This window comes from Armatimonas sp., assembly GCF_043760365.1.
GTDB lineage: Bacteria > Armatimonadota > Armatimonadia > Armatimonadales > Armatimonadaceae > Armatimonas.
Genome location: NZ_JAYUPA010000483.1, coordinates 1 through 13717, shown reverse-complemented (window position 1 = coordinate 13717; position 13717 = coordinate 1). Strand labels below are relative to the sequence as shown.

At 59.7% G+C, this 13717-nt stretch carries 12 protein-coding genes and 1 pseudogene; 2 read left to right on the top strand and 11 right to left on the bottom strand.

What is annotated here, in order from left to right; all coding sequences use genetic code 11:
• The 11 genes and pseudogenes from ddl to mraZ form a co-directional block, all read right to left on the bottom strand.
• Positions 1-329 (bottom strand): annotated as a pseudogene (ddl, locus tag ACH2EH_RS11300) (D-alanine--D-alanine ligase); the annotation flags it as partial.
• Positions 319-2082, bottom strand: coding sequence for a UDP-N-acetylmuramate--L-alanine ligase (murC, locus tag ACH2EH_RS11295; protein WP_395141710.1), 1764 nt, complete (start codon positions 2080-2082; stop codon positions 319-321). The pseudogene ddl and the gene murC, both read right to left, overlap by 11 nt.
• Before the next feature lie 95 nt (positions 2083-2177).
• Positions 2178-3386 carry a putative lipid II flippase FtsW gene (gene ftsW, locus ACH2EH_RS11290; RefSeq protein ID WP_395141708.1) on the bottom strand — a complete coding sequence of 403 codons (1209 nt, stop codon included), beginning with the start codon at positions 3384-3386 and terminating at the stop codon, positions 2178-2180.
• Complete coding sequence (gene murD, locus ACH2EH_RS11285; protein ID WP_395141706.1) at positions 3383-4696, bottom strand: UDP-N-acetylmuramoyl-L-alanine--D-glutamate ligase; 1314 nt, start codon at positions 4694-4696, stop codon at positions 3383-3385. The genes ftsW and murD overlap by 4 nt, the downstream gene beginning before the upstream one ends.
• A complete protein-coding gene (gene mraY, locus ACH2EH_RS11280) occupies positions 4693-5721 on the bottom strand; it encodes a phospho-N-acetylmuramoyl-pentapeptide-transferase (RefSeq protein WP_395141704.1) in 1029 nt (342 codons plus the stop codon). The genes murD and mraY overlap by 4 nt, the downstream gene beginning before the upstream one ends.
• Positions 5718-7112 (bottom strand): UDP-N-acetylmuramoyl-tripeptide--D-alanyl-D-alanine ligase, encoded by a 1395-nt coding sequence (gene murF, locus ACH2EH_RS11275; RefSeq protein ID WP_395141702.1) that lies wholly within the window; start codon positions 7110-7112, stop codon positions 5718-5720. Before murF ends, mraY begins: the two co-directional genes overlap by 4 nt.
• Positions 7097-8557 carry a UDP-N-acetylmuramoyl-L-alanyl-D-glutamate--2,6-diaminopimelate ligase gene (locus ACH2EH_RS11270; protein WP_395141701.1) on the bottom strand — a complete coding sequence of 487 codons (1461 nt, stop codon included), beginning with the start codon at positions 8555-8557 and terminating at the stop codon, positions 7097-7099. The genes murF and ACH2EH_RS11270 overlap by 16 nt, the downstream gene beginning before the upstream one ends.
• Positions 8558-8586: 29 nt before the next feature.
• Positions 8587-10548: a peptidoglycan D,D-transpeptidase FtsI family protein gene (locus ACH2EH_RS11265; protein ID WP_395141699.1), complete on the bottom strand. Its 1962-nt coding sequence runs from the start codon at positions 10546-10548 to the stop codon at positions 8587-8589.
• Between the two features lies 1 nt (position 10549).
• A complete protein-coding gene (locus ACH2EH_RS11260; protein ID WP_395141697.1) occupies positions 10550-10951 on the bottom strand; it encodes a hypothetical protein in 402 nt (133 codons plus the stop codon).
• A 23-nt stretch (positions 10952-10974) separates the two neighbouring features.
• Complete coding sequence (gene rsmH / locus ACH2EH_RS11255) at positions 10975-11874, bottom strand: 16S rRNA (cytosine(1402)-N(4))-methyltransferase RsmH (protein WP_395141695.1); 900 nt, start codon at positions 11872-11874, stop codon at positions 10975-10977.
• Positions 11871-12344: a division/cell wall cluster transcriptional repressor MraZ gene (gene mraZ / locus ACH2EH_RS11250; RefSeq protein ID WP_395141693.1), complete on the bottom strand. Its 474-nt coding sequence runs from the start codon at positions 12342-12344 to the stop codon at positions 11871-11873. The genes rsmH and mraZ overlap by 4 nt, the downstream gene beginning before the upstream one ends.
• 239 nt (positions 12345-12583) lie before the next feature.
• Here mraZ and erpA point away from each other — a divergent pair, with 239 nt between their 5' ends.
• Together erpA and ACH2EH_RS11240 are read left to right on the top strand one after the other, a co-directional pair.
• Positions 12584-13027, top strand: coding sequence for an iron-sulfur cluster insertion protein ErpA (gene erpA / locus ACH2EH_RS11245; RefSeq protein ID WP_395093197.1), 444 nt, complete (start codon positions 12584-12586; stop codon positions 13025-13027).
• A 488-nt stretch (positions 13028-13515) separates the two neighbouring features.
• A partial coding sequence (locus tag ACH2EH_RS11240; RefSeq protein WP_395141691.1) for a hypothetical protein occupies positions 13516-13717 on the top strand: 202 nt, incomplete at its 3' end.

Genomic DNA, 13717 nt, shown 5'->3' with positions numbered 1-13717 from the left:
CTGCCGGTGTAGGGAATGCGCAGCGTCTCTAAAAAACCCTGGACGCTTCCGTCCTCACCACCGGGGCCGTGCAGTGCAACAAAGACAATATCGGGCCGCCCTGCTTTTTCAAGCTGTGGTAGCTGCGTGAGCGCCGTGACCACCGTGTCTTCCCCCTCAACTCCCGCCCGGCGAGGCAGAGACGCGAGGCCCGTTGCCGTGTCAATTGCGTAGATGGCGTATTTCTCGCTGTCCAGCGCATTCAAAACCTGCGTGCCCGTTGCCAGCGACACGCCGCGTTCGGCGGACTGTCCGCCCATCAAAACTGCTATTTTTAACTTATCTGCCATGTTGTTTCAAAAATTCTTCGGCCTGCTCGCGGATATTGCCCGCGCCCATAAAGAGAGCCACATCGCCTGGTTTTAGTTCCCGGAGCAGGATAGGGGGGAGATCGTGGCGGTCTTTGACGAGGGTGATCGCCATCTCTCCGCCTTCGCACGGCTCAGGCACCTCTCTTCCCCTGTTTGTTCGCAAGCTCATGGGAAGAGAGGCATCATCTCCCCGCTCCGTTCGCCCCTCACTCCGCTGCCCCTCTTCCCGCGACGAAGGAGCACTAGGGGAAGAGGGGACGGCGAGGAACGAGCCAGGGGAGATGGCCTCCTCCCCCCGTATCCTCTCCGCCAGCGCTTCGATCAGTCCTGGTTGCTCGGGCTCCCGCGCAAGATAGATATCCGTGAGATAGCACGCATCGGCAGAGCTTAATGCCTCGGCGAAGGCATCCAAAAAGTCCCGCGTGCGGCTCGGCAGGTGCGGCTGGTAGATCGCCACAATCCGGCGACCAGGAAACGCCTGCCGAGCCGCTTGAAGCGTCGCCCGAATCTCCGTGGGATGGTGCGCGTAGTCGTCCACAATAGCAATACCCTCCACCTCGCCCAGACGCTCAAACCGCCGCCCGGTTCCTGCGAAAGATTCTAGGCCCGAAAGAATTGCTTTACGCTTAATATCAAAGCATGAAGCAACCCCTATCGCTGCACAAGCATTTTCTATATTATGCAATCCGAATACTCTGAGTTTTATTGTTCCTGTGTATTCTACATGGAATGAAATCCCATTTTTATTCCTTCTGATATTTTTATATCTTAATGTATTTTTATATGTATAAGGTCTCATGCTTTTATATATTGATACATATCCAAATGTTGCTACATTTTCTTTTGTTGGTAAAAAAATTAGATGTTTTTCAATTTCAATTACTTTAATTGGATATGAGTTAAAAATTATTGATTCTATTGTTTGTTTTCTTATCATTTCAGTCATGAATTTGGACATTCCGTACCCTGATAGTATTTCGAATGCGTTTAGGTGCATTATTAAACTGTTGATTTTTTTTTGATTGAGAAATTTTATGAACGCCGCGTAGAAATTCTCTTCGGTGCCGTGGAAGTCTAGGTGATCGGGTTCGCAGTTGGTGATGACGGCAATCGTGGGGCTGAGGCAATCGAGGCCGCCGTAGGCTTCACAGGCTTCGGCGACGACCAAATCAGGGTCGCCGTTTTGGGAGTTGCCGTTGATGAGTGGCAGATCGCCGCCGATGAGAACCGTGGGATTGAGGCCCGCGTGGATCAAGATGCTGGCGATCATGCCGGTTGTCGTTGTTTTTCCGTGCGTCCCAGCGACGCAGATAGACGTTTGGGCGGAGTTCACTAAGCTGGCGAGGGCCTCGGGGCGGCGGAAGACGGGCAGGCCACGTTTTAGGGCTTCGGCGATCTCGGGGTTTTGTTCATTGACGGCGTCCGTGGCGATCACGGCGGCAGTGTCTGGCTTTACGTTTTTGGCAGCGTGCTGCGTGTAGACTTCGCAGCCGACGGACTCCAGGCGAGCTTTTGCAGTGGTGGAGATGCCGGAATCCGAGCCGCGCACGACGTGTCCGCGCTGGGCGAGCACGTACGCAATCGCGCTCTGGCCCGCGCCGCCGATACCGACAAAGTGCAGTGGCCCATCCGGGAGCGGACGGACCTCTGTAGGCGAGCCAATACGCGGAATTCCCCCCGGTTGGAGCGGGGGGACTGGAGAGCCTTCGGCTGCCAAGGCCGTTCCGGCCATAGGATTCAGCGCCGTTCCGGCCATAGGATTTGGCATGGGCGGGACGCCCTTCCTAGCCGAAGGCTCTCCAGTCCTGCCGTTCTGATCGGCAGGACTCATTTGATCCCGGCCTTTCGGAAAAAGCGCTCGCTGTGGCGCTCTTTGAGGGGGGATTTCTTTCCCTGGTTTTCCTGGAAGAACGGACGGCACGAGATGCCCAGAAGAATCCCCAGGCCGCAGAGGGTGGGGATGAGCGACGAGCCACCGTAGGAAATCAGGGGCAATGGGATGCCGGTTGTGGGAGCGCAGGCGGTCACGACCGCCATATTGATCAGCGCCTGCCCGGAAACCATCACCGTCAGCCCCGTCGCCAGAAACCGTCCGAAGGGGTCCTTGGTGCGTAGCGCGATACTCAGGCCACGGCAGGCTAGCCCAAAAAATCCCAACAAGACGAGCGAGGTTCCCAGGAGCCCGAACTCCTCACCGACCACGGCGAAGATAAAGTCCGTGCGCTGTGCGGGCAGGCCGCCGGGGCGCTTCTCGTGGCTATTGCCCAGCCCCACCCCCGAGGTGCCGCCACTGCCCAGCGCCACGAGCCCGCGCCAGACCTGGTAGCCATCTTTCTCTTTGTCCGCCTCAGGGTGGATAAAGGTCAGCATTCGGCGCATCCGATAGTTGGGCTCATCCGGGTGGCTCTTGCTTGGTAAGTAGAGCGTCCCCACGGCAAGAAGTGCACTGACTCCCAGGAGAATGGCAAGGTGCTTCCGCTGGACCCCTGCCGCCGTGAGCATAATCAGGTAGATGACGAAAATCGTTGCGGCGGTGCCCAGGTCGGGCTGGCGCTCCGTCAGGACAATCGGAATTCCGACTGCCACAGAGAGCCAAAAAACGCCTCTGCCCGTCTGGATCAAGGCCCGTTTCTGCGTTAATACCCAGGACAAAAAGAGAACCACGGCAAGCTTGGCAAGCTCAGACGGCTGGATAACAATCGGACCAAAGCCAATCCAGCGCCGGGCACCCAGCGACGAGTGTCCACTGCGCCAGACGATAAGGAGTAAGGCGATGGAGATCAGTAGACCAGGAACGGCCAGACGCTTCCACCACCAGTAGGGAATCCGTGAGCAGATCAGTAAGCCGCCCAGACCCATCAAGCCGTAGGTCAACTGCTTACGGGCGAAGTAGAAGGGGTCATTGTTGTAGTCATCGTAGGCCAGCGCGATACAGTACGACGAATCATACACCATCACGATTCCAAACATGAGCAGGAGCAAGATGATGACAAAGAGCCACCAGTCTGGCGCGAGCCGTCGTTGATTCTCATTCATAGTAAGTCCCCTACAGCATCCCGAAAAGCCTGACCACGCTGCTCAAACCCTGTGAACATGTCGAAGCTTGCAAAGCCAGGCACCAGGAGCACGCTCTCGCCGGGGCGAGCCTGCGCTGCCGCACGCTGCACCGCATCGGCCAGTGAGTGCGCTTGTTGCGTGCTCGTAAAACCATTTTCCGCGAGTGCGTCTCCTAAAAGAGGGCCGTGCTCTCCGATCAGCACGACGTGGCGTGCATGGTGGGCCAGCGCCTCTACCATAGGCTGGAGCTCGCCGCCTTTGTGCCGTCCCCCGGCGATGGCAATCACACCTCCAGAGAGAGCCGAGAGCGAGGCGGCGACAGCGGCGGGGTTGGTGCACATGGAGTTATTAATAAAGCGGACGCCGTGCTTCTCCCCGACGAGCTCCATTCGATGTGCCACGCCACGGAAGCCACGCAGCCCCTCCGCAATTTTCAGGGGGTTCAGGCCAAAGGCAAGCCCCATCGCGGAGGCAGCGACGGCGTTAGCGAGGTTGTGCTTCCCGGGAACGAGGAGCTCCTCGGGAGACAGATGTAGCGCGGGGGCGAGGGCGGGAGCCTCCCCATGGAACGGGAGGCGCATGCCCTTGCCGCTTCCGCCACTCAGGCAACGGACATAGCGGTCATCGGCATTGACAACCGCAAAGTCGCTGTGCTGCTGTGCGGCAAAAATCCGCGCCTTGGTCTGTCCGTACTCAGACATCGTGGCGTAGCGATCCAGGTGGTCCGGGGAAAGGTTGAGCCATGCCGCGATCCGGGGACGAAACGAGCTCACCCACTCTAACTGAAACGACGAGATCTCCGCGATAATCACGGCGTCTTTGGGGGCTTGGGTGGCGGCCTCGATCAGGGGCAGGCGCTTGCCGTGATCCTGGGCGATATTGCCCGCAAGATAGGTATTCTTTCCCGCCGCCTGACAGATCGCCCCGAGCATGGCGGCAGTGGTTGTCTTGCCGTTGGTGCCCGTGATCGCCAGAATAGGGGCGCTTGCCAGCCGGTATGCGATCTCGATCTCGCTAGAGATTTCAATGCCGCGCGCTTGGGCAGCAAGCAGGGGCAGGGCGTTGGGAGGGATACCCGGCGAGGGGACGACTAGCACCAGGTTGTCTGGTAGCTCCGTGGTGCCCAGCCAGAGCGTGACACCCGGAAGCGCCCGCGCCTCGGCCACGCGCTCAAAAGAGAGCTGCTCCTCCGGCCTGGCATCACAGAGCACCACCTCAGCACCCTCCGCCACCAGGGCGCGCGCCGTCGCGAGGCCCGTTGCCGCCAGACCGAGAACCGCAACTCTCATCGCATTCCTCCGATACAGAGAATCCCGACCAGCGCCGCCGCCAGTGCCATCATCCAGAAGCGCACGACCACCTGCACTTCGTGCCAGCCCAGCTCCTCAAAGTGGTGGTGGAGCGGGGCGCGCCTGAAGACCCGGTGGCTCTGCGCGTACTCCAGCCCGTGCTTGATCCGCCGGTACTTAAAGACATAGCGCTGGAGCATCATTGAGGCGATCTCAGCCAGATAGAGCGCACCGACCACAAAGAGCAGAATCTCCTGCTGAGAAACAAGTGCCGCTGCCGCCAGGCCCATTCCCAGTGCCAGCGAGCCGGTGTCGCCCATGAACACCCGCGCGGGGTAGGCATTGAAGCACAAAAAACCCGCGCACGCCCCGGCCAGAGCCCCGTAGAAAACGGCCATCTCAGGGTCGGGGCTAAGGTTAAAGGCAACATAGCCCAGCGCCGCAGACGCGATCAGGGTCGTGCCACTTGCCAGCCCGTCGAGCCCGTCGGTGAAGTTCACGGCATTGCCAAAGCCAATGATGCAGAGCGCCGCGAGCACGTAGTAGGCAAACCCCAAGTTCACCCCGAGTACCATCGTGTTGTGCTTGTCGAAGTAGAGATAGAGCGCAAAGCCCAGTGCGACCGCCGCTTGCAGGCCCAGCTTCGCCCGCTCCGAGAGGCCCGCTTTATTTTGCTTTTTACGCGCCTTGCCCACATCATCGAGAACACCAATCATGCCGCCGCACAGAAAGACCAGCAAGGTTGCGATCAGGTGCCAGCGCCGCGTTGGGGTGAGTAGCCCCGAGCCGCTCTCACTGGCGCTGGTGCGCTCCCAGACCAACCAGCCTAGAGTGGCGACGCCTGTCGCCAGGAGAATCAGTAGGCCGCCCATTGTCGGGGTTCCGTGCTTAGCGAGGTGCTCTTTTGGCGCGTTTTCGCTAATCGGCTGGACTTTCTTAGCGGCACGTAGCCTGGCAATAATGCGCGGCCCGAGTGCCAGAACCAGCACAAAGGCGATGAGAAAGGGGATTCCCGGCAGGCTCATTCGTGTTTGCCTTCGGTCCAGTCCGGCTGAAGCGCTTTGACAACGCGCTCTAGCTCTAACGCTCGCGAGCCTTTCGCGAGAATCACATCGCCGTCTTGCGCGATAAAGGCAATCGCCTCGGCGGCTTGCTGCGTTTTCTCAAAGTAAAAGACATTGTTGCGATCAAAGCCCTCGGCGACGGCGGCGGCGGAGAGAAACGTGGTCTGCTCCCCCACCAGAACCAGGAGATCGAGCTTGAGCTTGGCGGCGACGCGCCCGACCATGCGGTGCGCCTCCTCGGCGAAGCGCCCCAGCTCCTTCATCTCACCCAGCACCGCGATGCGCTTGCCGGTGCCGCTGAGCGGTGTCTCGGAGAGGGTCTGGAGCGCACCCACCATGGAGTCGGGCGCGGCATTGTAGCAGTCCGCGATAATGGTCGCGCCGCACGTAGCCGTGAGGGTCTCCAGGCGCATTGCAGGTGGCTCGAAGCGCAGGAGGGCCTTTGCAAGCGAGTCGAGCGGAATGCTCAGCGCTCCGCCCGCTGCGATTCCCAGTAGTGCATTTTGAATATTGAAGCGCCCGGCAGACGGCAAAAACGCTTTTTGGGTGCCCCACGGCGAGTGTACCGTGAAGCGCCAGCCGTTCTCCTGGCGGCTAATATCCGTGGCCTGAACCTCCGCCTTGGTGTCTAAGCCAACCCTGAGCACACGTCCACGCGCTCTTGTTTCCAGTGTCTGCGCGAAGTCGTCGGTGGCCGGAAAGATCGAGATACCATCGCTGGGCAGCGCCTCGAAGAGTTCGGTTTTGGCATTGGCAATTGCCTGGCGGCTCCCGAGTAGCTCGATGTGCGAGAGCCCGATACCCGTGATAATTCCCACCGTCGGCTGCGAGATTCTCGCCAGCTCCGCGATCTGTCCGCTGCCGCGCATGCCCATCTCTAAAATCCACGCCGTAGACGTCTCAGAAGCGCCAAAGATCGTCTGCGGCACCCCGATCTCGTTATTAAAGTTCGCGCCAGACTTCGTCACCGAGAACATCGTCTCTAAAAGGGTTGCGGTGAGCTCTTTTGTGGTTGTCTTGCCGATACTACCGGTGATCCCAATGACCGGCCCGGTGAACTTCTGGCGCACCACCCGCGCCAGATCGCCCAGCGCCGTCGTGGTGTTCTTCGCCACGAGAACCGGGACGAACGCGGCGACATTATAGTCGGCGATAATCGCAACGGCGCCCGCCCCGATGGCCTGCACCACGTAGTCATGGCCGTCGAAGTTCTCGCCCTTGAGCGCCACGAAGAGCGCACCCGGCTGGATCGTGCGTGTGTCGGTGGAGAGGCTCGTCAGAGGTAAATCTTCTGATGGAGGAGCCGCTCCGATTGCCGCCGCCGCCTCGCGGAGTGTTAGTGCGAAAGGCATTTTTCGATCTCCTCGCGTGCCACATCCTGGTCGGAGAAAGGAAACTTCTCACGTCCGATGATCTGGTAGTCTTCGTGGCCCTTGCCTGCAATCACAATGGTGTCGCCTTTTTTCGCCATACCCACAGCAAGGGCGATGGCCTTGCGCCGGTCGGCTTCACGCAAAAAACCAGGCTCGCCGTGAATCACATCGTCGAGAATCTTTTCTGGGTTCTCGGTGCGTGGGTTATCGCTTGTGGCAATGGCGATATCCGAGAGTGTCTTTGCAAGCTGGCCCATAAGAGGGCGCTTGGTTTTATCACGGTCGCCGCCGCAGCCAAAGACGGTGATAAGGCGGCCCGGCGTTAGAGGCCGAGCGGCTTTGAGCACATTCTCGACGCCATCGGGGGTATGGGCGTAGTCCACCAGAACCGCGAAGTCTTGTCCGGCTTGGACGGGATGAAAACGCCCCGGCACGGGCGGGCAGGCGGCGAGCCCAGCGGCGATAGTCTCTGAGGAGAAGCCCCGCGCGATGCCGTAGCCAATAGCAGCCAGCACGTTGCCGATCTGAAACGTCCCACCAAAGCCAAGCCGAACCCGCACGTCACCGATCGGGGTTTTTGCGGTGAACTTTAGCGAGTCCACCGCGAGCTGAATGTCTTGCGGCGTCATATCGGCGGGTGTCTTGCCCGACGGTGAGTAGGTGAGTGTCTGGCGTGCCGTGGTACTTTTGGCGTAGCGAGCACCCGCGGCATCGTCGGTGTTCAGTACGGCGACACGGGGCTGATACTCCGTAAAGAGCAGTGCTTTGGCGGCTTCGTAGGCCTCCATGGTCTTATGGAAATCCAGATGGTCCTGCGTGAGATTGGTAAAAACGGCGACATCAAAAACGCAGCCTGCTGTGCGGCCCATGATCAGTGCGTGCGAGGCCACCTCCATTGCAGCGGAGCTTGCCCCAGCAGTGAGCATCTGGGCAAAGAGGCGCTGGAGATCGGCGGACTCAGGGGTGGTTCGGTCGTGGGGGAGAGCCACATCGCCCACCATGGCTCCAAGGGTTCCAATCGAGCCCGTGACCTCGCCCGAGGCGCGTGCGATAGCATCTATCAGCCGCATCGTGCTGGTCTTACCATTGGTTCCCGTGACCCCTGCGAGGCAGAGCTTCCGGGTGGGGTTGTCCCAGAAGGCGCAGGCAAGCGGCGCGAGCGCCTTACGGCAGTTTTTCACCAAGAGATAGGGCAGCCCCGCAGGGACGGCATCGGCTCGCTCCACCACCACCGCTGCCGCGCCGCGTGCTACGGCATCGGGTAGGAAGTCATGCGCATCGAAGCGCTCCCCGACCACGGCGACAAAAAGCGCACCGGGTGCGACTGCCCGTGAGTCGTACTCCAGTGCTGTGAGAGTGGCCTCACCACGTCTTTGTGCGCCCGGGAGAGTGAGTGCGTGCGCCAGTTGTGTCAGTGTCGTCATGTCAATCTTATCTAAACTTTACTTTTTCTCTAGCCTTCCGCTGTGCTGACCTTGCCCTGCTTCTTATTTTTGGAAGTGAGGGGGCTATCCCGGGGGACACGTCGTAGCAGCAGCGCACGCTCGGCAATCTCCTTGAAGATCGGCCCCGCCACGGAGCCGCCGAAGTGGTCTCCCTTCTTGGGGTCACGGATCATGGTGAGGATCACAAATTGTGGGTCTTTGAGCGGCACTAGGCCCACAAACGAGGCTACAAAGCGCTTGCTGTAGCCACGGTGACGGTCCTTTGCCATCTGTGCAGTGCCTGTCTTGCCACCCGCCGTGTAACCATTGACCCGAGCAGGCTGCCCGGTGCCCTCCTCAACCGCGCTTCCGAGCATCTGTCGCACTTTAGCGGCTGTTTCCTCAGAGAGAACCCGCCGGGTTGGCCGAATAGGTGCCTCCTTGATGACATTGGTCTCGGCGTCGCGCACTGCGCGGATCAGGCGGGGGGCATGAAACCGGCCATCGGCAAAGACCGTGTAGGCAGCGGCGAGCTGGAGGGGTGTCACGGAGACGCCTTGTCCAAAACTCACGTTCGCCAGTGAAATTTGGCTCCAGGGCTTGCGGTGGGGGTCGTGGAGCGCTCCAGAGGACTCACTGGGCAGGCCCACTTTTGTCTTCTCCCCGATTCCAAAGTCTTGCAGGTACTGGTGGAGTTTTTTATCGCCGAGCCGTGCGCCACACTCGGCGGTGGCTAGGTTGCAGGAGTGGCTTAGAACCCCGATCAGGCTCTGGGTGCCATGGCCGTGCTGGAACTCCCCGTGAGCGGCACAGTGAATGGTGTCTCTGGCGATCTTTCGCGAGCCATTGCAGTAGAACAGGCTGTTTAGTGTGACTTCGTGTTCCTCAAGGGCAGCGGCCAGCGTGAGTGACTTTAGGGTGGATCCTGGCTCGTAGATACTTTGCACGGCCCAGTTATTGCGCGTTTTGATGTCGGGCTTGTGAGTGGGATCGGGCGTGCGTGCGGTATTGATATTGTAGTTTGGGGCGCTCGCCATCGCCAGGACATCGCCGTTGTGAACATCCAGCACAATGGCAACACCCGCCTCCGCCGCGTGCTTCTTAACCGCTGTCCCGAGCGCCTGCTCGACATCGTGCTGGAGCTCCGCATCTAGGGTGAGATAGAGATGGGAGCCGGGGATAAGTTTTTGACGGATATTTTCGCTGCCGGGAATCGCTCCCATCCGGTCAAATGCATAGCTGACTTTCCCCGTCTGCCCTTTCAGCGTGTTCTGTTGGCTTAGCTCCACGCCGCGCCAGGCGTGCTCACCGCTCTCTTCGGTGAAGCCTAGGACGTGCGCGGCAAGCTCCCCGTTGAGTGCGCGCCGCCGGGTTGAGGCGGGGTAGCTGACACCAGGGAGCTCGGCCTGAGGCAGTGCCAGCGCCCCTTTTCGCTTTTTCACAGACGTGGGTACCGGCGGGGCCAGGTTCACGGTCACCTGACGGAGCTGCTCGATGGTTGCTTCCGGAACCCAGCGAATCACCTCACGCATGGGAAGGCGCTTGCTGTGCTCGCGGTGACTCATGTCTAGCTGGCTGATCCAGGCAAGCTTCTCGGCGGGGAAGAAGCGCCCCAGCACACGCAGTGCATGCGCTCGACGGTCCTCGGGGAGGTCTTTTGCTTTGGGGTTAGTGCTATTGCCGACAAACCAGCGGTTGGGATCCACCACGACCGCGAAGCCGGGCTCATTTTGAACCAGAAGTGCTCCCGTTCGGTCGTAGATTAGTCCGCGCACGGGGGGGACAGTACGTGGGGCACGCCAGCGCGTGAGTGACTCCGCCGTGAGCTCTTTCGTGCGCCCGATCTGAATAAAGGCAAGTCGGCCTAGCAGAAAGACATGGGCAGCCGCGAGCACCAGCGCCACTTTATTCAGTCGCGATGATGTACAGCGCTCGAACTCCGCCGGAGTCTCACGAGGACTGCGACGTTTTGTCTGCGTGGGAATAGCCATCTCAGTGTTTTTCTCCAAAGTAGTGGATGCCTTCTGGGGAACGTACGAGGTTGCGCTGCCCGGCGAGCTGGCCGATGGCATTGCCATTTTCCAGACCACGAATCTCACGCTGAATCCCGACATTTTCCTCATTGAGTGCTTTAATCGCTCGGCGCAGATCCGTGCGCCGGTAGCCTTCATCGGTTGCAGCGGCCTGGGCAGCTACGTAGAGCATCGCGAGCGTTCCTGCCAGAGAGATCACCCCAAAGAGTGCAGCCATGGCACGCTCACGGCGCAGAAGTTCCTGGCGGCGCTGCTGCCAGTGCTGAGGGTTCTGCCTGCCTGGTGCCGACGTGGGCACCCGGACGACTGTCTGGTTTTGTTGTACACGGCGTTTTTGCCGCTCGCGCACTCTTTGTTGCACTGCCACTGTTTTTCGTTCCTTCCTTAGATTTTCTGGCCCACACGAAGCTTTGCACTCCGTGAGCGGGGGTTGCGCCGTAGCTCGTCGTCGCTTGGAGTGATTGGTTTTTTGGTGAGTACTTCCAGCACCACCGGGGGCTCCGGGCCGGGGTGGGGCAGATCGGAGTTCTCACGCTTGCCGGAGAGCTGATTGAAGGCGGTTTTAACCAGCCGATCTTCCAAGGAGTGGTAGCTGATCACTGCGAGCCGTCCGCCGGATTTCAAGCAGCGAACCGCGGCAGGGAGCACCTGCTCCAGCACGCCGAGCTCCGCGTTCACGGCAATGCGGATGCCCTGAAAGGTCTTCGTCGCCGGATGGATCTCACCGGGCCGCGTCCGAAAGGGCATGGCGCGGCGGATACAGGCCACCAGATCGTCGGTGGTCTGGAGGGGGCGACCTTTGACAATCTCAGTGGCGATCCGCCGGGAGCGGCTCTCCTCACCGTACTCAAATAAAATTCGCGCGATCTCTTTCTCGGGCAGGCGGTTGAGCAGCTCGGCGGCGGTCTCCCGCTCGGAGTCTGTGTCCATGCGCATGTCCAGCGGTCCGCAGTAGCGTAGCGCGAAGCCCCGCTCGGGCGTGTCGAGCTGGTGCGATGAGACCCCAAGATCTAGCAGGATCGCATCCAACGGCACGGTTGCAGCAAGCTCTAGCTGTGCAAAGTTTCCGCGCCAGAGTGTCACCGGCAGCCCGACACAAGACTTCTCACACTCGGCCAGCGCTTCGGGGTCCTGATCCACGGCGATCACGTGCGCACCGCGCTCGGCGAACGCCCGGGTGTGGCCGCCGCCGCCCGCAGTGCCATCGAGAAAAAACTTCCCGGGCTGTGGGTTCAGCCACTCTAAAAGCTCCGCGAGTAAAACGGGCGTGTGGTAGACACTCACTCGAACTCCTCCTGAACGGAAGCGTCGCCCGTGAGCGCACGCGCCAGCCCGGTCTCCCGCGCGGAGCCGACAATCAGCTCATCGTCTAAGCTTTCATTGAGGGCAATCCAACCGGTACGAGACCAGATCTCGATCTTCTCGCCCATTCCTACTACCACGACCTCGGTGTCAATTCCGGCCCACTGGCGCAGATTTCCGGGGAGCGCGACCCGGCCCTGGTTGTCGGTGTCGGTGTCCACGGCGGGGCCACAGAGCAGGCGCTTCATGCGCAGTACATGCGGGTCGAGGCTGGGCTGCTTGTTGAGGTCAGTTTCTATCTTGTCGAAGTCTGCTTCTTTGTAGACGGAAAGGCAGGGACCGACTCCTTTGGTAATAACAAAGGAATTCCCGAGGGCGTTACGAAACTTGAGGGGCATGATAACACGTCCCTTCTCATCCAAGCCGTGGTAATGTTCCCCTCGGAACCCCACCGTTAAAATGCCCTCCCCGAAGTTACCACTTGCCCACCCCTTGCCTACCACTCAAAACCACTGAGTGGATTTTAGGGCACGCACGTCTGCTTGTCAACGCCTTTTTTCCAAAATTGCCCCCCTGGGTAGGATATTTTCGTCAGAGGGCTACGGACGGGAACTCAGGCGCGATATAATCTATAAAGTAACTGCGTAAGACCACGCGGCTTTGAACCGCGCATGGAAAGGACACGAAACAAATGGCACTGACACTTGAAGCGGGTAAAGACCAGGAGATTCTCTCTGACCGCGCCTGCCCCCTCTCTCTGACCGAGCGAGCGATTCAGGAAGTGAAAGATATTCTGGAGCAGCAGGGCAACCCTGAGGGTGTCCGCCTGCGCGTCTACGTGAGTGGCGGTGGCTGCTCCGGCCTCCAGTACGGCATGGCGCTCGACGAGACCGTGGACGAGGGCGATGAGACCTTTGAAGATAGTGGCGTCGGGATTGTTCTGGCCCCGATGGACATCCGCTACTTAGTGGGTGCTGTGGTGGACTATGTCACTACCCCCATGGGCGGCGGCTTCAAAGTGGAGAACCCCAACGCGGTGAAGACCTGCGGCTGTGGCTCCAGCTTCTCCGCCGAAGATGATGCTGAGGGCCGGACGATCACCGGTGGCTGCGGCTCCTGCGGCTCCAATAAATAACTAAAAAAGAAAGCCCCGGCGCACCCGCGCCGGGGCTTTTGGTGTTTTGTAACTGATCCCTCGGCTAAAGCCGAGGGCTTTGACAGTAACACCAGGCTTGCCTGATATCCCGTCTATAGGGCAAGTTACATTGCCCCGTGTTCGACCCCGACCCTTCTGACGAGCAGAAGACAGGGCAGAGCCATATCGTCACGTCTTTGAACAGATTTTTGTATAAACCGAAGCTCGCGCATAGGATGCAGTCCCCGCGATTGCCTTACCCGACTGCGACGGGTTTCTGTCTAGCGCAGCTACCAAGCTACGCACGATCCAAAGGTAAGTTCCTGACAATTGTGGGGACGAGCCACAAAGCGAAAACTCTACTGCCGAAAGAGTATCATAAAAGAAAACAAAATGCAAACAGAATTTCAGAATCAATCGCAAAACTTTCTATGCGGTTCCCGATTCGTCACACGGCTAAAGGCGGGGGTCTGCTTGGAGGTTTAACTATGACCCGAACCGCATTTTTACTGATGTGTTGTGCACTGGGCATTGCGGCCCACGCCCAGCACCTGCCTGGCCAAAGATTTGACCCGAAGGCACCGAAGCTCTTTGATGGGATGCCCAACTTCTCCCTGCGCCCCAGTGTCACAGCGGCGCAGAGCGGGGCGTGGGGCGATCCGCGCACCTGGGAAGGCGGCAGCGTTCCCA